The 18,831-nt window shown below is 73.7% G+C and carries 19 protein-coding genes; 5 read left to right on the top strand and 14 right to left on the bottom strand.

Features of this window, described 5'->3' with window-relative positions; all coding sequences use genetic code 11:
• Nucleotides 1-43 precede the first annotated feature (43 nt).
• The gene (locus CFP66_RS11350; protein WP_094922843.1) at nucleotides 44-388 is read left to right on the top strand and encodes a metallopeptidase family protein; all 345 of its coding nucleotides are present in this window, start codon (nucleotides 44-46) and stop codon (nucleotides 386-388) included.
• Between the two features lie 4 nt (nucleotides 389-392).
• Here CFP66_RS11350 and CFP66_RS11355 read toward each other — a convergent pair whose 3' ends face one another.
• Both CFP66_RS11355 and pheA read right to left on the bottom strand, forming a co-directional pair.
• Complete coding sequence (locus CFP66_RS11355; protein ID WP_094922845.1) at nucleotides 393-1,025, bottom strand: histidine phosphatase family protein; 633 nt, start codon at nucleotides 1,023-1,025, stop codon at nucleotides 393-395.
• The gene (gene pheA, locus CFP66_RS11360) at nucleotides 1,022-1,966 is read right to left on the bottom strand and encodes a prephenate dehydratase (RefSeq protein WP_094922847.1); all 945 of its coding nucleotides are present in this window, start codon (nucleotides 1,964-1,966) and stop codon (nucleotides 1,022-1,024) included. Before pheA ends, CFP66_RS11355 begins: the two co-directional genes overlap by 4 nt.
• 23 nt (nucleotides 1,967-1,989) lie before the next feature.
• Here pheA and CFP66_RS11365 point away from each other — a divergent pair, with 23 nt between their 5' ends.
• A complete protein-coding gene (locus tag CFP66_RS11365; protein ID WP_094922848.1) occupies nucleotides 1,990-2,544 on the top strand; it encodes a macro domain-containing protein in 555 nt (184 codons plus the stop codon).
• Nucleotides 2,545-3,002: 458 nt separating this feature from the next.
• Here the strand turns inward: CFP66_RS11365 and CFP66_RS11370 are convergent, their stop codons facing one another.
• Nucleotides 3,003-3,890 carry a hypothetical protein gene (locus CFP66_RS11370; RefSeq protein WP_094922850.1) on the bottom strand — a complete coding sequence of 296 codons (888 nt, stop codon included), beginning with the start codon at nucleotides 3,888-3,890 and terminating at the stop codon, nucleotides 3,003-3,005.
• A gap of 110 nt (nucleotides 3,891-4,000) precedes the next feature.
• On the opposite strand from CFP66_RS11370, the gene CFP66_RS11375 reads away from it, so the two are divergent.
• Entirely contained in the window at nucleotides 4,001-4,807 is an 807-nt protein-coding gene (locus tag CFP66_RS11375; RefSeq protein ID WP_094922851.1) for a DUF2470 domain-containing protein, read from the top strand.
• On the opposite strand, the gene CFP66_RS11380 is transcribed toward CFP66_RS11375, so the two are convergent.
• Nucleotides 4,804-5,121 (bottom strand): DUF3817 domain-containing protein, encoded by a 318-nt coding sequence (locus tag CFP66_RS11380; RefSeq protein ID WP_094922853.1) that lies wholly within the window; start codon nucleotides 5,119-5,121, stop codon nucleotides 4,804-4,806. The genes CFP66_RS11375 and CFP66_RS11380 overlap by 4 nt on opposite strands.
• Before the next feature lie 9 nt (nucleotides 5,122-5,130).
• A complete protein-coding gene (locus tag CFP66_RS11385; protein ID WP_094922854.1) occupies nucleotides 5,131-5,640 on the bottom strand; it encodes a hypothetical protein in 510 nt (169 codons plus the stop codon).
• A gap of 36 nt (nucleotides 5,641-5,676) precedes the next feature.
• Here CFP66_RS11385 and CFP66_RS11390 point away from each other — a divergent pair, with 36 nt between their 5' ends.
• Entirely contained in the window at nucleotides 5,677-6,492 is an 816-nt protein-coding gene (locus CFP66_RS11390) for a CPBP family intramembrane glutamic endopeptidase (protein ID WP_094922856.1), read from the top strand.
• An 83-nt stretch (nucleotides 6,493-6,575) separates the two neighbouring features.
• On the opposite strand, the gene CFP66_RS11395 is transcribed toward CFP66_RS11390, so the two are convergent.
• Nucleotides 6,576-7,517, bottom strand: coding sequence for a DUF5926 family protein (locus CFP66_RS11395; protein ID WP_094922857.1), 942 nt, complete (start codon nucleotides 7,515-7,517; stop codon nucleotides 6,576-6,578).
• Between the two features lie 35 nt (nucleotides 7,518-7,552).
• Here CFP66_RS11395 and CFP66_RS11400 point away from each other — a divergent pair, with 35 nt between their 5' ends.
• On the top strand, nucleotides 7,553-8,794 hold the full coding sequence (locus CFP66_RS11400) for a cytochrome P450 (RefSeq protein ID WP_094922859.1): 1,242 nt from the start codon (nucleotides 7,553-7,555) through the stop codon (nucleotides 8,792-8,794).
• Here the strand turns inward: CFP66_RS11400 and CFP66_RS11405 are convergent.
• The 8 genes from CFP66_RS11405 to CFP66_RS11440 form a co-directional block, all read right to left on the bottom strand.
• Complete coding sequence (locus CFP66_RS11405; RefSeq protein ID WP_094922860.1) at nucleotides 8,754-9,722, bottom strand: DUF4328 domain-containing protein; 969 nt, start codon at nucleotides 9,720-9,722, stop codon at nucleotides 8,754-8,756. The two genes, CFP66_RS11400 and CFP66_RS11405, sit on opposite strands and share 41 nt — an antisense overlap.
• Before the next feature lie 5 nt (nucleotides 9,723-9,727).
• Nucleotides 9,728-10,060 carry a rhodanese-like domain-containing protein gene (locus CFP66_RS11410; RefSeq protein ID WP_094922862.1) on the bottom strand — a complete coding sequence of 111 codons (333 nt, stop codon included), beginning with the start codon at nucleotides 10,058-10,060 and terminating at the stop codon, nucleotides 9,728-9,730.
• 114 nt (nucleotides 10,061-10,174) lie between these two features.
• On the bottom strand, nucleotides 10,175-11,842 hold the full coding sequence (locus CFP66_RS11415) for a cation acetate symporter (RefSeq protein ID WP_094922863.1): 1,668 nt from the start codon (nucleotides 11,840-11,842) through the stop codon (nucleotides 10,175-10,177).
• On the bottom strand, nucleotides 11,839-12,126 hold the full coding sequence (locus tag CFP66_RS11420; RefSeq protein ID WP_094923120.1) for a DUF485 domain-containing protein: 288 nt from the start codon (nucleotides 12,124-12,126) through the stop codon (nucleotides 11,839-11,841). The genes CFP66_RS11415 and CFP66_RS11420 overlap by 4 nt, the downstream gene beginning before the upstream one ends.
• Before the next feature lie 323 nt (nucleotides 12,127-12,449).
• Entirely contained in the window at nucleotides 12,450-14,201 is a 1,752-nt protein-coding gene (locus CFP66_RS11425) for a cation acetate symporter (RefSeq protein WP_198961378.1), read from the bottom strand.
• 22 nt (nucleotides 14,202-14,223) lie between these two features.
• A complete protein-coding gene (locus CFP66_RS11430; protein WP_233159328.1) occupies nucleotides 14,224-15,960 on the bottom strand; it encodes a cation acetate symporter in 1,737 nt (578 codons plus the stop codon).
• 9 nt (nucleotides 15,961-15,969) lie between these two features.
• A complete protein-coding gene (locus tag CFP66_RS47155) occupies nucleotides 15,970-16,848 on the bottom strand; it encodes a hypothetical protein (RefSeq protein ID WP_143517223.1) in 879 nt (292 codons plus the stop codon).
• A 992-nt stretch (nucleotides 16,849-17,840) separates the two neighbouring features.
• Entirely contained in the window at nucleotides 17,841-18,716 is an 876-nt protein-coding gene (locus CFP66_RS11440; protein WP_094923124.1) for a LytTR family DNA-binding domain-containing protein, read from the bottom strand.
• Nucleotides 18,717-18,831: the final 115 nt, after the last annotated feature.

Genomic DNA, 18,831 nt, shown 5'->3' on the forward strand with positions numbered 1-18,831 from the left:
CCGGGCACCCCCCGGCGGGCGCCCCGCATCCCGGGACACACCGATGGACATGACGCGGCGGCGGTTCGAGGAGCTCGTCTCCGACGCGCTCGACACGATCCCGCCCGAGCTCACCGCGGCGATGGACAACGTCGTGGTGCTGGTGGCGGACCGCCACGACACCGAGCCCGATCTGCTGGGCCTCTACGAGGGTGTGGCGCTCACCGAGCGCTCCTCGTCCTACGGCGGCGTGCTGCCGGACCGGATCAGCATCTACCAGGACGCCATCCTCGACGTCTGCGCCGACGAGGACGATGTGGTGCACGAGGTGGCGGTCACGGTGGTGCACGAGGTCGCCCACCACTTCGGCATCGACGAGGAGACGCTGCACGACCTCGGCTGGGGCTGAGGCCTCAGGCGGGCGTGCCACCCGCGGTCACGTCGCCGGGCAGCGGCACCGCGCTGTCCCAGTGCTCCAGTGCCCAGCCCGCGCCGTCGGGTCGCAGGACGACGAGCCCCGTGTTGGGGACGTACAGCGTCTCCGCGGTGTCGCCGAGGAGCGCGGCGGCGGCCAGGCGGATCGCCGCGCCGTGGCTCGCGAGCACGACGTCACCGGTCGCGCCGTCGAGGATCGTGTCGATCGCCGGCAGGAACCGCTCCCGGACGTCGTGGGCCGACTCGCCGCCGGGCAGCCGGGCCTCGAGGTCACCGGTCCACCAGGCCTCGTAGACGGAGGTGAACCGCTGGAGGGCGGCCTCCCCGGACCGGCCCTCGAGCTCGCCGCAGAACACCTCGTGCACGCCCTCGACGACCCCGACCTCGATCCCGTGCGCGGCAGCGACGGGCGCCGCGGTCTGCTGCGCCCGCGTGGCGACCGAGGCGTGCACGGCCGTGACCTGGTATCCGGCCAGCCGCTCCCCGAGCGCGGCCGCCTGCGCCTGGCCGAGTTCGTTCAGGGGGGCACCGGGCGGCCGGGTGTCGAGGATGTGCTGCGCGTTCGCCGCGGTCTGCCCGTGCCGCACCATCACGAGGCGGACGCCCGTCATGCGAGGCTCCCGGCCCGCAACCCGGCGAGCCATTCCTGCGCGGTGGCGAACTGCTCAACGTCGGAACCGCCGACGAGCAGCGGCGGGGTGTCCGAGCCCGGGTGCGACGCGCCGTTGCCGGCGCGCGGGTAGGAGCCGAGGAACCGGACGCGGTCGCAACGCCGGTGCAGCGCCGCAAGGGCCTCCCCCATGGCCGGCTCGGCGACGTGGCCCGTGCAGTCGAGGTGGAACCAGTACTCCGCGTGCCGGTCCTTGATCGGCCGCGACTCGATGCGCGTGAGGTCGATACCGCGCACGGCGAGCTCGGTGAGCAGGCCCAGCAGCGCGCCGGGCCGGTTCTCGGTGGTGGCGGCGAGCGACGTGCGGTCGTGTCCGGTGGGTTCCGGCGGCGGACCGGGCGGTGCCACGAGCGCGAAACGCGTGACGGCCCCCGGGTTGTCGGCGATGTCGTCGACGAGGATCGTCAGCCCGTGCTGCCCGGCGGCGAGCGGCGCCGACACCGCCGCGTCGAACTCGCCGCGGGCGACCTGCGCCGCCGCCTCCGCCGTGGATGTGGAGGACACGACCGTGGCGTCGGGGAGGTGCGCCGCGAGCCAGCCACGGGTCTGCGCGATGGCGTGCGGGTGCGACGCCACCGTGCGCACCTCCTCCGCGGTGGTGCCGGCCCGCACCAGCACGGCGAACCGGACGGGCAGCAACGCCTCCCGCACGATCACCAGTGGTGGGTCCGCGATCAGACCGTCGAGCACCGCGGGCACGGCACCCTCCACGGAGTTCTCGATCGGCACGCAGCCGGCCTCGGCGGTGCCGTCCCGGACGGCCGCCAGCACGGCGGGGGAACCCGCGCAGGGCACGAGCTCCGCTCCGGCTACCCCGGGCATCGACCGCAGCGCCTGCTCGGTGAACGTGGCGCGCGGCCCGAGGAACGCGAGGCGGGACACGCCGGTGACCCTACTGTGGGCGGATGAACGACCTGACGCTGGTGCTGGTGGCCGTCGACGCCCCCATGGCGCAGGCGTGGCGCACGCTCGCCGCCGACCGTCCCGGTCTCGTCGTGCACGAGGGCTCGGTCACCGACGTGGACGTCGACGCCGTGGTCAGCCCGGCCAACTCCTTCGGCTTCATGGGCGGCGGCATCGACGCGGTGTACGCGCGCTGGTTCCCGGGCATCTCCGGTCAGGTGCGGGCCGCCTCGGGAGCCGACCGCGGGCGCGAGCTCCCCGTCGGTGAGGCCGTCATCGTGCCGACGGGGGCGCCCCGGCCGGCCTGGCTCGTGAGCGCCCCGACGATGCGGCAGCCCGGCGAACGACTCCCCGCCGACGGCGCGGCCGCCCGGGCCGCCGCGGGCGCGGTGCTGCGGCTGTGGCGCGACGGGTCGCTACCCGACGGCCGCCGCGTGCGCGACACCGTTCGCACGATCGCGCTGCCCGGCCTCGGCACCGGCGTCGGCGGGCTCTCCCCCGAGGTCTGCGCCGCCCAGGTGGGGTCGGCGTGGGACGAGATCCTCGGCCACCCCTGACCTGACCTGCGCGACTCGCGCCCCCACGCCCGCAGGTCGCAGCCCACCCCGCAAGTCGCGCCGCACCACCCGCGAGTCGCAGCCCACCCCCGCGAGTCGCGCCCCAGCACCCGCGAGTCGCGCCCCAGCACCCGCGAGTCGCGCAGCACGCCCGCGTATGTCGCACTCACACCCTGAAGCCGCGCCCTGACCTCGGGCGCCATGTGCCGAGCCGAGGACCGCACCTGGTGCGGGGTTCACGCGCAGCGTTCACTCACCCTCAGCACTAAGGACGCGACTCGCGGGGCCTACAGCCCAACTCGCGGGGAGAGCAGCGCAACTCGCGGGGAGGGCGGCCCGACTCGCGGGTCCTACAGCGCGACTCGCGGGGATGGGCTGCGACTCGCGGGGTGGACAGCGCGACTCGCGGGGATGGGCTGCGACTCGCGGGGAGGGCAGCGCGACTCAGGGGTCGGCAGTCAGTTGAGCAGGCCGAGGTCGGCGAGCCGGGTGGCCAGGACGGGCTCCGGGTCGGCGCCGCAGCGGGAGAGCAGGCCACGGATGCCCTTCACGGCGCGCTCGGACAGCTCACCGATCTCGTGGGCGAGGGCTGGCCCGTCGGTGCTCTCGAGGGCCGAGCGGACGTCGCCGCCGGCGAGCGCCCGGGCGACGGCGACGATCAGGTTGAGGATGCCGTGCTGCACGGGCCGCGCGTCGTCGTCGACGCGGACGGCCTGACGCAGGCCCAGGGTGGTGAACACGCGGCCGGCGTCGACGACCACGCGCACGAACTCCTCGACCTCGGCCACCGAGGGCACGTCGGAGGCCCGCGGACCACCGCAACGCAGCTTGGGGGCGCAGCCGTGGTCGGCGACGCGGCGCACGGCGTCGAGCCACTCCGCGGTGGTGTCCTGGTTCACGGAGGCGGGTCGGCGCGGCTCGACGACGGCCATGACGTCCTCGGGCACGAACTCCGACACGCGCTCCAGCCAGATGCCGTCGACGTCGGGCGGAGCCGCGGTCTCGACGGTGCGCGGGGTGAGCAGGCTCGACCGCGAGAACACGGTGGACAGCGCCTTCGGCACCGCGCCGAGCCCCGTGTCGACGACCAACGACACCTCGACCGGCCGCGAGGGCACCGACCGCGCGAGCTCCTGCACGAGCGCGGGGAGCCGCGAGACGGGACAGACGAGCTGCCCGACGAGGCCGCCGTAGCGTCCGTCACGGGCGCTGAGGTACCGCGCCACGACCGCATCGACCCCGAGGGCCTCGGGCTTCGGCTGCAGCAGGCTCGTGTCATCGACCAACTGCGCGAAAAGCGGAGGGATGCCCCAGGGATCCGCGCCGGCCGCCGTCGTCACGGTCACAGACGCTAACGGGTGGGCTCGCGCGGCGTGACAGCGGCCGTGCGTTCAGGGCCTGGACACCGCTCCGCCACCCCTATAGCTTAGGCTCACCTAAGTCACGGAGGTGCCCGTTGGGATCCACGCGGCCACGACGACCGCCCGCCCCCACCGCAGCGGAGCGTGCTCGCAGCCTGGCCGCCCGGGGTGGCACCGCCTGCCTGGTCGGCACCGGTGCTCCGCAGGCCACACCGCTCGTGCACCACGTCCGTGCCGACGGTTCGGCCGTGCTGCTCCTCGACGACGCCGAGCCCGTGCTCGACGCGATCCGCGCTGCCCCCGGCGGGGAGTTCTCGGCCATGCTCGAGGTCACCGACCACGCCCCGGTCGATCTGCGCGAACCGGTGCGCGGGCTGTTGTGGATCACCGGCCGGATGCGGATCCCGGGGCCGGAGATCGCCCGGCGCATCGCCCTGCAGGTCGCCGACGTGCGCCCGCACCCCGACCTGCTGAACCTGGGCCACGGCGCCACGCTCGTCCGCCTCGACCCGGGCTCCGCCGTGCTGTCCGACGCCGAGGGCTGCGCGGCGCTCTCCCCCGTCGACCTCGCCGCAGCCTGGCCCGACCCCTTCTGCTGCTACGAGGGGCACTGGCTCGCCCACCTCGAGGAATCGCACCCGGACGTCCTCGACGTACTGGTGCGCCACCTGCCCCCCGCACTGCGCGACCTGCGCGGAGCGCGGGTGCGTCCGCTCGGCGTCGACCGTTACGGCTTGCGCCTGCGCGTGGAGGCACCGGGTCGCGACCACGACGTGCGGATCGCCTGGCTCGAACAGGCCACCACGGTGGCCGAGCTGCGGGAGCAGATGCAGCAGCTGATGGGCTGCCCGATGCGACGCGGCGCAGGCGCGGGCCCCACCCCGCCGGGAGGGCGCGCCTAGCTGACGGGGGTGCGGCCCGCGCGCACGCGATGGGTGACGCGGCGCTCGGCCACGAACGAGGCCACCGGCACGGTGCCGGCGATGAGGATCAGCACGGCGTCGAGCGGCTTCCACCGGCAGCGCTCGGCCAGCAGCAGCGTGCACACGATGTAGATCATGTAGAGGAAGCCGTGGGCGACGCCCACGATCGATACCAGCTCGGGCTGACCGAAGACGTACTTCAGCGGCATCGCCACCACCACCAGCACCAGGAGCCCGACGCCGGTGACCCAGGCGGAGATCCGGTAGGCGAGCAGGGCGGTATCGATCGACACGGTCGTCTCTCAGTCGTCGGTGTGGCGCGCGGCCAGCTGCGCCAGCATCTGGTTGTAGGCGGCGAGCTCCGGGTCGTCGTCGGCCGGAGGCGCCGCGACGCCGCGGGGGCGCGGGCCGAACGGTGACGACGCGGCTGCGGTTGCGAGCGGCTCCGCGGTGCGGGGCGCCGGGACCGGCGCGGCGACGTGGGCAGGAGCGGGTGCGGAGACGTCGGCACCCGCTCCGCCGACAGGAACCTGATCTGCAGGCGCCTCGCCTGCGGGCGCCTCCCCTGCAGGAGCCTCGCCCGGGGCTGCGTCCAGCTCGGCCGCTTCCATGCGCAGCATCCGCCACCACATGACACCGAAGAACACCGCGAAGACGGGCCATTGAAGCCCGTACCCCACGTTCAGCGCGCTCCCCATCGCCGAACCGGCACGCTGCCACTGCCACGCGGCGAGCCATCCGCAGGTGGCCATGGCGCCGAGGGTGAGCAGGTGCCACACGATCCATCGTGGAGAGAGGATCAGCTGCCGCACGCAGGCAAGACTACCCGGCTAGTAGCGTCCGCGACCGTGCCCCGCTCGAAGGCCGCCCGTAGCTGGTTCGCTCCCCCGCCACCCGGTGTCGCGCCCCTCACCGACCCCGCCGCCCGCCGGCTCGTCGGCACCGAGGTCCTGGTCGTCCTCACGGTCACGCTCGGGCTCTCGGCGGTGCGCAGCGCGCTCGCCCTGCTCGACGCCGTGCTGCAGCCGGTGCCGCTCAACGAGCAGCAGGTGGCGCTGAACGCGCCGGCCGCGCAGGCCGGGCTCGTCGACCTCGCGCTGCAGCTCACGCGCGTGCTGCAGCTCATCGGCTGGGGCGCGCTGGGCGCCTACCTGCTGCTGCGCGCGGGCTTCGCCATGCGCGACGTCGGGCTCGACCGCCGCCGGCCCGGGCGCGACGCGCTCGGCTCGGCCGGGCTCGCCGCCCTGATCGGCGTACCCGGGCTGGGGCTCTACCTCGTGGCGAGGGCGGTCGGCGTGAGCGTGACCATCGCGCCGACCACGCTCGACGACACCTGGTGGCGGCTGCCCGTCCTGCTGGCGTCCGCGTTCGCGAACAGCTGGGCCGAGGAGGTGGTGATGGTCGCCTACCTCATCACACGGCTGCGCCAGCTCGGCTGGTCGGAGAACCGCTCGCTGCTCGCCCAGGCCCTGCTGCGCGGCGGCTACCACCTCTACCAGGGCCTCGGCGGGTTCGTCGGCAACATCGTGATGGGCCTGGTCTTCGGCCGCGTGTGGCAACGCACGAACCGCCTGTGGATGCTCGTCGGCGCCCACGCTCTGATCGACATCGTCGCGTTCGTCGGGTACGCGGCCCTGTCCGGGCGGGTGGGCTGGCTCCCCTGACGCCGGTCGCCGGTCGCCGGTCCGCTCCCTCCCGTGGGGGCTCTGCCTCGTAGGGCGGGTTGCGGTGGGCGCGCTGGTCGTGGCTAGCGAAGCGTGACCTGCTTGCCCGCGAGGGCATCGCGGGCGCGGCGCTCGGCGTCGGTGAGCGGGGCGTCGTCGGCGAGGGCGGCGTCCAGACGCGCGGCGAACGCGGCCACCGGCTCCGTCCACTCCTTCGCGTGCAACTCGCGGTCGAGGTCCCAGACGGGCACGAGCAGGCCGTGTGCGCGGAACGAACCCGCGTAGCGCGCGCCGTCGGCCAGCGCCAGCTCGCCGCGGGCCTGCAACCGCGCCAATGCCGCGATCAGCTCCTCCTCCGGCTCCGGGCGCACCCAGCGCAGGTGTGCCTTCGTGCCGGTGTCCACCCAGTAGGCGGCGCGGACGCCCTCGGCCGCGACGGGCTCGGTCGGCATGATCACGGCGTTGGCGCGTTCCAGGGACGCGGCGACGTCGGGGGCCGGCTCGCTGCCGTCCTCGGCCGGCGGGATCCACCAGCCGAAGTCGGGGTGCAGGGTGACGTCCAGCATGGCCGACGGGTCCAGGACGTCCTGGATCCGCACCAGCTCACCGCCGATGCCCGGCCCGACGACGGACAGCGCGCTGCCCGGCTCGGCGTCCCGCGCCCAGCTCAGGGCCTTGGCCAGGTCGGCGGACAGGTCACCGGAACGGGTCTGCACCTGCATGCCCAGCAGGATCGCGCCGTCCGGACGCACCACCGCGGCGGCAGCTCCGGGAAGGACCGTGGCGAGCGTGACGGGCACGTCGCCCGCCTCGCGCAGCGGCAACGGCGCGGTGGCCGACGGCAGGAACTCGCGCATCGCCACCAGGTCGCACTCGGCGGCGAGGCCCTCGAACGGCCGGGGGACGATGACGTCGTCGCCCGCACCGTGGCAGGCCTTGTACCGCTTGCCCGAGCCGCAGGGGCATGGGCGGCGGGGGTTCTCACCCGCGGGCACCGCCGCCTTGTCACGTGTCTTCTTGGCCATGGTTCGGCAGACGTTAGCGGGTGCGCCGGGGGAGGATGAGACCCCCACCACCACCTCCGGAGGGCACGCTGATCCCGTTCGACCCCCGCGACGCGGACTTCCTCACCGACCCCTACCCCACCTTCGCCGCGCTGCGGGCGCTCGGTCCCGTGCACGACCACCCCGTGCTGGGCGTCCCCGTGGCGGTCTCGCACGCCGCGTGCTCGGAAGTGCTGCGCGGTCGCGACCTCGGGCGCATCTGGGTGGACGCGGAACCGCTCGCCGAGTTCCCGGCGTTCAACCTGCTGCACCGCAACTCACTGCTCGAGCGCGAGGGCCCGCCGCACGACCGGTTGCGCCGCCTCGTCGCGGGCGCCTTCAACCGCGGTCACACGGCCCGTCTGGAGCCCCGGGTGCGCGCGCTGGCCGGGGGACTCGTCACCACGCTCGCCGAGCGGATCGGCACCGACGGCAGCGCCGACCTCATCGCCGGTGTCGCCGCCGTCCTCCCGGTGGAGGTGATCGCCGAGCTGCTCGGTGTGCCGGAGCCGGAGCGCTCGGCGCTGCGCGGCTGGTCCAACACGATCGTCAGGATGTACGAGCCCGACCCCGGGCCGGTGCGGCGGGCGGCGGCCGAGCGCGCCTCCGCCGAGTTCGTCGAGGCGCTGCGGGGCCTCGCGGCGCACCGCCGCCGCCGTCCCGGCGACGACCTGCTCTCGGACCTGCTGGACGCCGGCCCGGACACCGATGGACCGCTCGGGGGTCCGAGAATCAGCGACGACGAGTTGGTCGGCACCGCCGCGCTGCTGCTCATGGCGGGCCACGAGGCCACCGTGAACGTGATCGGCAACGGCGTGCTGGCCCTGCTGCGCCACCCGGAGCAGTGGCGGCGACTGCGCGACGACCCCGCCCTCGATGCGACGGCCGTGGAGGAGCTGATCCGCTACGACCCCCCGCTGCAGCTGTTCGAGCGCACCGCCGTGGCCGACACCACGGTGGCCGGGCACCCCGTGCCGGCCGGCACGAAGATCGCCGCGCTGCTGGGGGCGGCTGCCCGGGACCCGGCGGTGTTCACCCGTCCGGACGAGTTCGACGTGGCCAGGCGACCGAACGCACACCTCGGGTTCGGCGCCGGCGTGCACTACTGCCTCGGGGCCCCGCTCGCCCGGGTGGAGGTGGCCGCCACCCTCGACGCGCTGCGCGCCACCCTGCCGGACATGCGCCTGGCCGCCGAGCCGCCGCGGCACCCGAACTTCGTCATGCGCGGGCTGCGGGAGCTGCGGTTGGCTTCTGGTTGATCCGCACCAGCAGCTCGCGGCGCTGCGGGCCGCCCGGCGCGAGCAGCCGCGTGAGCCGCAGCACGAGCCGGGCCGTGACCACGGCCGTGGCGGCGGCGACCAGATCGAGCACCGCGTGCAGGACGACACCGTCGGCGCGGGCCTGCACGCCGTCCCGGAAGGACCACAGCAGCACCACCGCGGCGAGCACCACGCCCACCGCCCACAGCGCCCACCAGGCCAGCAGCAGCCGCGACGGCCGCGGACGGCGGGCCGCAGGCAGGCCGAGGGCGCTGTGCTCGATCTCCGCCAGCACCGAGCCCGGCACCGAGAGGTTGACGCCGGGCAGCAGCCAGCCGAGCACGATCGCGCGCGTGGACCGGGCCGGCCGCACACCCAGCGCGGCCGCCGCGGCCTGGGAAGCGCGCACGCTCCACAGCACCGTGAGCCCGCCGACGACGAGGGTGAGGATCGGCGCCACGGTGCCCGCGGACGCGACGAGCGCGTCGGAAGCCGCGACTGCGCCGGCCGACAGCGCCGACTCGCGGCTGGCCAGCAGCAGCGCGTAGCGCCACACCTCGGCGGCCGCGGCGAGCAACGCGACCGCTGCCGTGGCCCACAGCATCGGCACCAGCGTGCCGACCAGGGACCGCGTGGCCCGCAGCGGATCGGAACCCGTCCGCTCCTGCTCGGCAGGTGCCCAGCCGCCGAGCGGGAACCCCCAGCGGGGCAGCACCCGGTAGCGGGGCGGGCCCGTGTACCGACGCGGCGGAGGGGACGGCGGAGGTGGGCCGAAACCCTCCGGCGGCTCGGCAATCCACCGCAGGGCGGCGAGGTAGCGGCCGCAGAACGGGCAGAACGGCCCGCCTCCGGCAGGCGCGCGACGACCGCAGCGCGGGCAGGGCGGCCCCATCCGGACCTCCCCCGCGTCGGGCGCCGACGGCTGCATCGGCGCTAGACGATCTGCGGCTCGGCGCCGCCGTCGGCCACGACCTCCCGGCCCTGGCCCGCCCACGCCAGCATGCCGCCCTCGACGTTGACGGCCGGGTAGCCCTGGCCCGCCAGGTAGGCGACCACTCGGGCCGACCGGCCACCGGAGCGGCAGACGACGTAGAGCGGGTCCTCGTCGGGCAGCTCGTCGATCCGCCCGGTGAGCTCGGACATGGGCAGGTGCGTGGCGGTGGGAGCGTGGCCTGCGGCCCACTCGTCGGACTCGCGGACATCGAGGAGCGCGGCGTCGGCGGGCACCTGTGCCACCGACACCGCCGGGGCGGCCGGACCGGTCATGTCCCCATCCTCGCACGCAGGGACGTCACGATCCGGTGAGCAGAGGGGGGCCCGACGCGACAGGGCCGTCCTCCCGGCGGGAGGACGGCCCTGTTGGCGATCAGCGGGTGTGCGTCAGTGCGAAGTGGCCTTCTCCGAGCCCGCACCCGTGAGGGAGCGGACCTCCATCTCGGCGTACTTGCCCTCCTCCACCGGGTGCCTGCCACCGACGTAGGTGCCCACGACACCGAGCACGAACGACAGCGGGATCGACACCAGACCCGGGTTGCGCAGCGGGAAGATGTCGAAGTCGGCGCCCGGGATCATGGAGCTGGCCGAGCCGGACACCGCCGGCGAGAAGACGATCAGCAGCACGCAGGACGCCAGACCGCCGTAGATGCTCCACAGCGCGCCGGTCGTGTTGAACCGCTTCCAGAACAGCGAGTACAGGATCGTCGGCAGGTTCGCCGACGCCGCCACCGCGAACGCCAGCGCCACCAGGAACGCGATGTTCTGGTTGCGGGCCAGCACCCCGGCCGCGATGGCCAGGATGCCCACCACGACCGCGGTGATGCGGGCCACCCGGACCTCGGCGTCCGGCTCGGTCTGCCCCTTCTTGATGACGTTCGCGTACAGATCGTGCGCGAACGAGGCGGACGCGGCGATCGTGAGACCCGCCACCACCGCGAGGATCGTGGCGAACGCGATCGCCGAGATGATCCCGAGCAGGACCACACCGCCGAGCTCGAACGCCAGCAGCGGAGCTGCCGAGTTCGTGCCACCGGGTGCCTCGGTGATCCGCTGTGCACCGCCGGGCACCAGCGCGGCCGCGCCGTAACCCAGCACCAGGGAGAAGAGGTAGAACAGGCCGATCAGCCAGATCGCCCACACCACCGAACGCCGCGCCTCCTTGGCGGTCGGCACCGTGTAGAAGCGCATCAGGATGTGCGGCAGGCCGGCCGTGCCCAGCACCAGCGCGAGTCCCAGCGACAGGAAGTCGATCTTCGAGAGGGCCGTCGCACCGTAGGCGAGGCCCGGGTTCAGCAGGTTGTCGCCGAGCTCCTTGGTCGTCCCCGACGCGCTCGTCACCGACGGGTTCGCCTCGACGGCCGAACCGAGCAGCGCCGAGAGGTTGAACCCGTAGATCCCCAGGACCCAGATCGTGATCACCGCTGCGCCGATCATCAGCAGGGTGGCCTTGATGATCTGCACCCAGGTGGTGCCCTTCATCCCGCCGACGAGCACGTAAGTGATCATCAAGATGCCGACGATGGCGATGACGATGCCCTGGCCGAGCACGTTCTCGTTGTCGATGCCGAGCAGCAGGGTGATCAGCGCCCCGGCACCGGCCATCTGCGCGAGCAGGTAGAAGAACGACACCACCAGCGTGGACGCCGCCGACGCCGCACGCACCGGACGCTGCCGCATCCGGAAGCTCAGCACGTCCCCCATCGTGAACTTGCCGGTGTTGCGCAGCAGCTCGGCAACCAGCAGCAGGGCCACCAGCCACGCCACCAGGAAGCCGATCGAGTAGAGGAACCCGTCGTAGCCGTTCACGGCGATCGCACCCGCGATCCCGAGGAACGACGCCGCCGACAGGTAGTCACCCGCGATCGCCACGCCGTTCTGCGGGCCGGTGAACGACCGGCCCGCCGCGTAGTAGTCGGACGCGGTCTTGTTGTTCCGGCTCGCCCGGAACACGACCACCAGCGTCACCACGACGAACGCGGCGAAGATGCTGATGTTCAGCAGCGGGCTGCCGACGCCGGCCGATCCCTCCTGGGCCTGGGCGAGAACGCTCATGCTGCACCCTCGATCTGCTCACGGATCTGCTCGGCGGCCGGATCCAGGTGCCGGTTCGCGTACCGCACGTACACGGTGGTGATCACGAACGTCGACACGAACTGGAGGAGACCGATGATCAGGCCGACGTTGATGTTGCCGAAGACCTTGATCGACATGAAGCTCGGCGCGTAGGACGCGAGCAACACGTACACGAGGTACCAGACCAGGAATGCCGCGCTCATCGGGAAGACGAAACGACGCAGCCTCCTCCGCAGGTCGGCGAACTCCGGGGTGGCCTGCATCTGCTCGTACACGGTGCCTGTCGATCGATTTCCTGTGGAACTCACCGGGTCCTCTCCGTTCGCTTCCGCCCGCGCACCGCGTCATCGCCGCGCCTTTCGGGGGCACAACGCCGCGAACGATAGTTCAGTCACACTGCGATCCCGGAATACTCCAAGTGGGTGATGGCGCGCGTCGCACACGTGTGGCGACGAAGCCACGATCGACGGAAACAGCGCACGACGAGCGGCGGACCAGCGGTGGACGAACGGTCCCGGCTGCCGGCGGGCCCCAGGAGTGTGACGTTCGGTTCACCGCATCGTGGCTCCCCGTGAAGGGCAGGTGGTCAGAGCACCGGACGCTGCTGCCGGTCGTCCAAACGGTCGCGACTCAGGCCGAGGCGTTCGGGAGCGTGCAACCGCAGCAGCACCTGGTCGGCGTCGAGGGGCCGCTGCCGGGCGGTCAGGCGGCTCACGACGATCATCGTGAGGAACGCGGCGGGCACGGTGGCGAGCGCGGGCCGGTAGAGGAGCACACCCAGCCAACCGTCACCGCCGTAGCCCGAGAGGCTCACCGCCACCGCGCCGGCCGAGGTCAGACCACCCACCATCACGCCCGCGATCCCGCCGATGGCGGTGAGCCCGCGCCACCAGATGCCCAGGACGAGCAGCGGGCAGAACGTGGATGCCGCCAGCGCGAACACCAGTGCGACGGCCTCCGAGAAGTCCAGGCGCGTGACGGCCAGTGCGAGCGCGAGCGGCACCGCACCGGCGATCACCGCGGACAGCCGGAAGTCGCGCACCCGGCTGCTGCCGAAGATGTCGGTGGAGAGCACGCCCGCGACACTCACCACGAGGCCCGACGACGTGGAGAGGAACGCGGCCCACGCCCCCGCGGCCACCAGGCCCCCCAGCAGCGCACCGGCCCACCCGCTGCCCAGGATGGCGGACGGCAGCAGCAGCACGGCCGCGTCCGTCTCGCCGCTCACCAGCAGCTGGGGGGTGTAGAGCCGCGACAGCGCGCCCAGCAGCGTGACCGCGAGGTAGAACCCGCCGAGGAGCGCGAGCACGAACACCGCGGAACGGCGAGCCGTGCGGCCGTCGGGGTTCGTGTAGAAGCGGACGAGCACGTGCGGCAGGCCCATCGTGCCCAGGAACAGCGCGAGGATCAGCGAGTACGTGGCGAGCAGGCCGTGCTCCCGCCCCTGGGGGAACGGGCTGATCCAGGTGGAGTTCTCCACCGGCGCGCCCGCCACCACCGGTACGGCGGCGCCGGCGGGGAACACCAGCTGCGCCTCGGCCGCCACCGTGTGCCTGCCGGTCTCCCAGCGCAACGGGTCGTCGTGCACCGTCACGCCGTCGACCACGCCGGTGGCGGTGAACGCGACCGGGACCTCGACCTGCAGCACGACATCCGTACGGATGTCCACGGTCGTGTCCTTCGGGAACTGCGGCGGGGCATCCTCGCCGAAGCTGCGCTGGTCCCCGAAGAAGAAGGCCAGCGCGATGATCGCGGGCAGCAGCAGCGCGGTGAGCTTGAGCCAGTACTGGAACGCCTGCACGAACGTGATCGAGCGCATCCCGCCCAGCACCACCGTGGCCACGACGACGAACGCGGCGACCGTGGCGCCCGTCCAGGACGGCAACCCGGTGACCGTGGTGACCGTGAGCCCCGCACCCTGCAGCTGGGGCAGCACGTACAGCCAGCCGATGAGAACCACGAAGACCGCGCACACCCGGCGCAGCGCACCCGACCGCAACCGGAACTCCGCGAAGTCCGGCACCGTGTACGCGCCGGAGCGCCGCAGCGGGGCCGCCACGAACAGCACCAGCGCGAGGTAGCCCGCCGTGTAGCCGACCGGGTACCAGAGCGCGTCGACACCCTCCCGCAGGATGAGCCCCGCGATGCCCAGGAAGGACGCCGCCGACAGGTACTCCCCGGAGATCGCCCCCGCGTTGGCCACCGTGCCGACGGTGCGCGAGGCCACGAAGAAGTCGGACGTGCTGCGCGCCATCCGCACGCCGAGCGAGCCGATCACGGCGGAGGCGAGCGCGACGAGGACCATGGCCACGAGCGCGATGAGGCCGACGGTCGTCACGGCACCACTATGTCAACGCGCGTCACGCCTGGCCAGGCCGGTCGAGGCGGTCCCGGGACAGGCCCAGCCGCTCGGGGGCGTGCAGGATCAGCAGCGCGCGGTCGACGTCGTACGGGATCGCCGCCCTGGTCAGCCGGCTCACCAGGATCATCGTGAGGAACGCCGCGGGCACGGTGACCGCCGCCGGCCGGTACAGCAGGACACCGAGCCAGCCGGGCGGCAGCACCGCGAACAGCGACAGCCCGACGGCGACGCCGGAGAGCCCGCCGCCGACCACGAGACCGGCGACCGCGCCCGTCGCCGTCAAGCCGCGCCACCAGATCCCGAGCACGAGCAACGGGCAGAACGTCGAGGCCGCGACCGCGAAGACCAGCGGCACGGTGAGCGCGAAGTCCAGCCGGGTGACGGCGAGCGCGAGGCCGAGGGGCACCACGGTGGACAGCGCCGCCGCCAGCCGGAAGTCGGTCCACCGGCCACGCAGCACATCGGTGAACAGCACCCCCGCGAGGCTCACCACGAGCCCCGAGGACGTCGCCAGGAAAGCTGCGGCGACGCCGGCCGCCACCAGCCCGCCGAGCAGCCAGCCCGCCCAGTTCTGCCCGAGCGCCGAGGTGGGCACGAGCAGCACCGCCGCGTCGGTCTCGCCCGTGACCAACAGCTGCGGGGTGTAGAACCGCGACATCGCCCCGACCGCCGTGACCAGCAGGTAGAACAGGCCGATCATCCCGAGGACGTGCACCGTGGTGCGCCGCGCCGCCCGCCCGTCGGGGTTGGTGTAGAAGCGGACCAGCACGTGCGGCATCCCCATGGTGCCGAGGAAGCCGGCCACCAGGATCGAGTAGATCTCCAGGAGCTGGTGGTCACGTTCACCGGTCAGCGGCGCGAGCCACTCCCGGTCCGTGGGTGGGGCACCGGCGACCGTGGGCACCGGCGCGCCGGCGGCGAAGGCCAGCGTGGTGTCCTCGGTGACCTCGTAGCGGCCGGGCTCCCAGAGGAGATCACCGCGAACCCGCTGCCCGTCGACCTCGCCCTCGGCCCGCAGGCGCACCGGCTCCGCCACGTCGAGCACCACGTCGGTGCGCACCTGCACCGTCGTGCTCTCGCGGAACTGCGGAGGCGACGGGCGGTCGAACGTGCCCGCCGCGCCGAGGAACAGGCCCAGCACCACGACGGCCGGCACCGCCATCGCCGTGAACTTGAGCCAGAACTGGAACGCCTGCACGAAGGTGATCGAGCGCATGCCCCCGCCGATGACCGTGAGCAGCACGATCACACCCGCGCCCGCGATCCCGCTCCAGGCGGGCAGCCCGGTCAGGATCGTGAGCGCGAGCCCGGCCCCCTGCAGTTGCGGCAGCAGGTACAGCCAGCCGATCACCAGCACGAACACCGTGCAGAGCCGCCGCAGCACCGGAGAGCCCAGTCGGACCTCGGCGAAGTCGGGCACCGTGTAGGCACCCGACCTACGCAGCGGTGCGGCCACGAACAGCAGCAGCGCGAGGTAACCCGCGACGAACGCGATCGGGTACCAGAGCCCGTCGGCGCCCTCCCGCAGGATCAGGCCCGCGATGCCCAGGAACGACGCGGCCGACAGGTACTCCCCCGAGATCGCGCTCGCGTTCGCCACCGGCCCGACCGTGCGGGAGGCCACGAGGAAGTCCGAGGTGCTGCGCGCCATCCGCACCCCGTAGGAGCCGATCAGCGCGGACACGAGGCCGACGACCGCGATCGCGATGAGCGCGACGAGCCCCGGGACCGTCACCGCGCTCGCTCAGTCCTGCACGTGGTCGGCGAAGTTCTGCTCGACCCTCTCGGCGGTGCGGGTGTGCCACAGCCCGAGCAGGAACAGGAACGGGTAGACGAGCACCCCGAGCAGCAGCCAGGGCAATCGGAGCCCGAGGACCTCCATCCGCCCGATCTCCGGGAGCATCGCGAACAGCAGCGGCAGGAGCCCGAGCGAGAGCCCCGCACCGATGGCGAACCGCAGGGCCACGGCGAGCTGGGACCCGATCAGGTTCGTGCGCAGCAGCTCCCCGACGCCCGTGCCCTCCTGGATGTCGACGACCGTGCGCACGGGGCGGGCCACGCCCTTGCGCTCGGCGAGGACGACGCGCACGCGCTTGCTCGCCTGCTCGTCGTCCTCGGCGGACTCCTCCGAGGGGTCGCCCGCCGTGTTCTCCGCCGCGCCCTCGGTGGGTGCCGGACCCGGGAACCGGACGCCGCGCCGCTGGTCCTTGCCCCGCTGCGCGGGCACGCGGATCGGGTTCGTCGGCAGCTTGACCACCGGGGTGCGGACGGTGAGCTCGGGGTCGAGGGAGGTGGCCGCGGTGTGCGGTGTCGCCTCGGTGGCGACGTCCTGCTCGCCTGCGCCGGTGTCCTGCGCAGAGTCCGTGTCCGCCAGAGGTGCGACCGGGGCGGTGTTCGGTGCCGACCCTCCCGCGGCCCGCGCGCGCCCGCGCGCCGCACCACGCAGCGCCGCAGCCGCGGCGACGCCCGGGCGAAGCGTCCGCGACCCCGGGGCCGCCTCCGGGCCCGAGGCGTCGGATGTCGAGGCGCCGGTTCCCTGCGGGCCGGACTCCGGACCGGTGGATGCGGGTGCCTGCTCCTCCGCCCGCTCGCCGTCGGCCGGTGCACCCGCTGCCGAGGGCATCGGTGCCGTGGCGTTCGCCTCCGCGCCCGGCGACGGCGATACGGCAGGCGATGGCGGCGCGGCAGGCGTCGGACCGCCCGGTGCGGTCTCTGCCGATGTCGACCCGATCGCGGAAGACTGGATCGGGGTCGTCGCGTTCGGATGCGCGGCGTCCGGATCGGAACCCGCCGGCTCCGGCGCATCCGAGGTCGAGCGGAGCGGGGTGGTCACGCTCGGCTGCGCACCGCTCGGCTGCGGACCCGTCGGCACATCGGCGCTCGAGGCGCCTTCATCCGCGGGGTCGCTCGTCACCGCGTCGCTCGGGGCGTCCTCAGCAGCGGTGGGGGCGGTCTGGCCGTGCGGGACCGGTCGGGGCGGGGCCGGCCGGGGCGGGGCCGGTCGAGGCAGAGTCGTCGGGTCCGGCGGCGGTGCGGCCGAGGGCGGGCTGCCGGAAGCCGGCGCGACGGCGGGCGCCGTATCGGATGGCCCCCCTGGCGGGTCTGCAGGCGCAGGGGAACCCGGCGTCCGTGCGTCGTCCGGGTCGGCCGGACCGCCCGACGGGGGCGCGGGTCCGGTGGGCGGGTCCGGTGGGCGGGCGACATCCGGTCGGGCGGTGCCGTCGCCGGGCCGGGACCACGCCGGGGCGGACGCGGTGCGTTCGCGCCGCAGGAGCTCGCCCGCCTGCGCCGACATCTGACCGCCCACGGGCCCCGGTCGAGGAGCGCCCGGCCCGGGCGTGGCGACGGAGTGCCGCGGCACGTACCCGGCCGCGCCGCCGGGCGCGCCGGGTGTGCCGTGCCGCGCGTGCCGACCGGTGCTGCCGGAGGAACGTCCCTCGGCCATCCGGCGCTGGATCTCGTCGCGCAGCCAGGAGGACCCGGTGTCGGACACGTCGTCGGCGCCCTCGCGACGTGCGCGACCGCCGGACGGCGTCTCCGACGAGGCGTCGCGGGGTTCCGAGCCGTCCTCCGGCTCGGGTGTCACCGACGGCGGAGCGCCGTCGGCGAACGTGGTCACCGCTGGCTCCACGCCTGCTTCGTTGCACGGACCAGCCGGTCCTTCAGCTCCCGCGTGTGGCGGCGGCTGACGGGGAGCTCGGCGCAGTCGGCTCCGGTGCCGACCCGGACGACGTACCCGGAACCGGACAGCCGCAGTTCGGTGACCAGCGGCAGCGCCACCAGGAAGGAACGGTGGATGCGCACGAACCCGGCGTCGCGCCAACGGTCCTCGAGCACCGACAGCGGGATGCGCACGAGGTGGCTGCCCTCGTGCGTGTGCAGGCGTGCGTAGTCGCCCTGGGCCTCGACGTAGCGCACGGCCGAGCGGGGAACCAGCTTCGTGGTGCCCGCCAGCTCGACGGGGATGACCTCGTCCTCGCTGCCCTGCTCCGGCTGCGGCTCCGTGACGGTGGCGGCGCGGTTGGCGAGGATGCGGTCGATGGAGGCGGCCAGGCGTTCGGACCGGATGGGCTTGAGCAGGTAGTCGACGGCGCCCACCTCGTAGGCGTCGACGGCGCGGTCGTCGTGGGCCGTGACGAACACGACCGACGGTGGCACCGCCATCGAGGAGAACACCCTCGCCAGCTCCAGGCCGTCCAGCCCGGGCATGCGGATGTCGAGGAACACGATCTCGACGTGGGTGCGGTCGGCGATGCGGGTGCCGCTGACCGGGTCGGACAGGCCACCGCGGGGCCCCGGTCCGGCGGTGGCGGCCTCGCGCACACCTTGCCGGCTGTTGAGGATGCGCAGGGCGTCAGTGGCGTCGGACGCCTTGAGCACCGTTCCGACGCGGGAGTCCTCGCTGAGCAGGAAGGCCAGTTCTTCGAGAGCCGGCAGCTCGTCGTCCACTGCGAGGACGACCAGGCCACCGGAGCTGTCGTTGCTGTCCACGATCTCCTCATCCTGCGTGTCCGGGGCTGGCGCCGGGGCCGGGACCACCTGCCCCAACTCCGTCGACCATGGTGACGGCGAATCCGTGTGAGTGCCAGAGTCCAGCACCAATCGG

It is taken from the genome of Pseudonocardia sp. MH-G8 (assembly GCF_002262885.1).
Lineage (GTDB): Bacteria > Actinomycetota > Actinomycetes > Mycobacteriales > Pseudonocardiaceae > Pseudonocardia.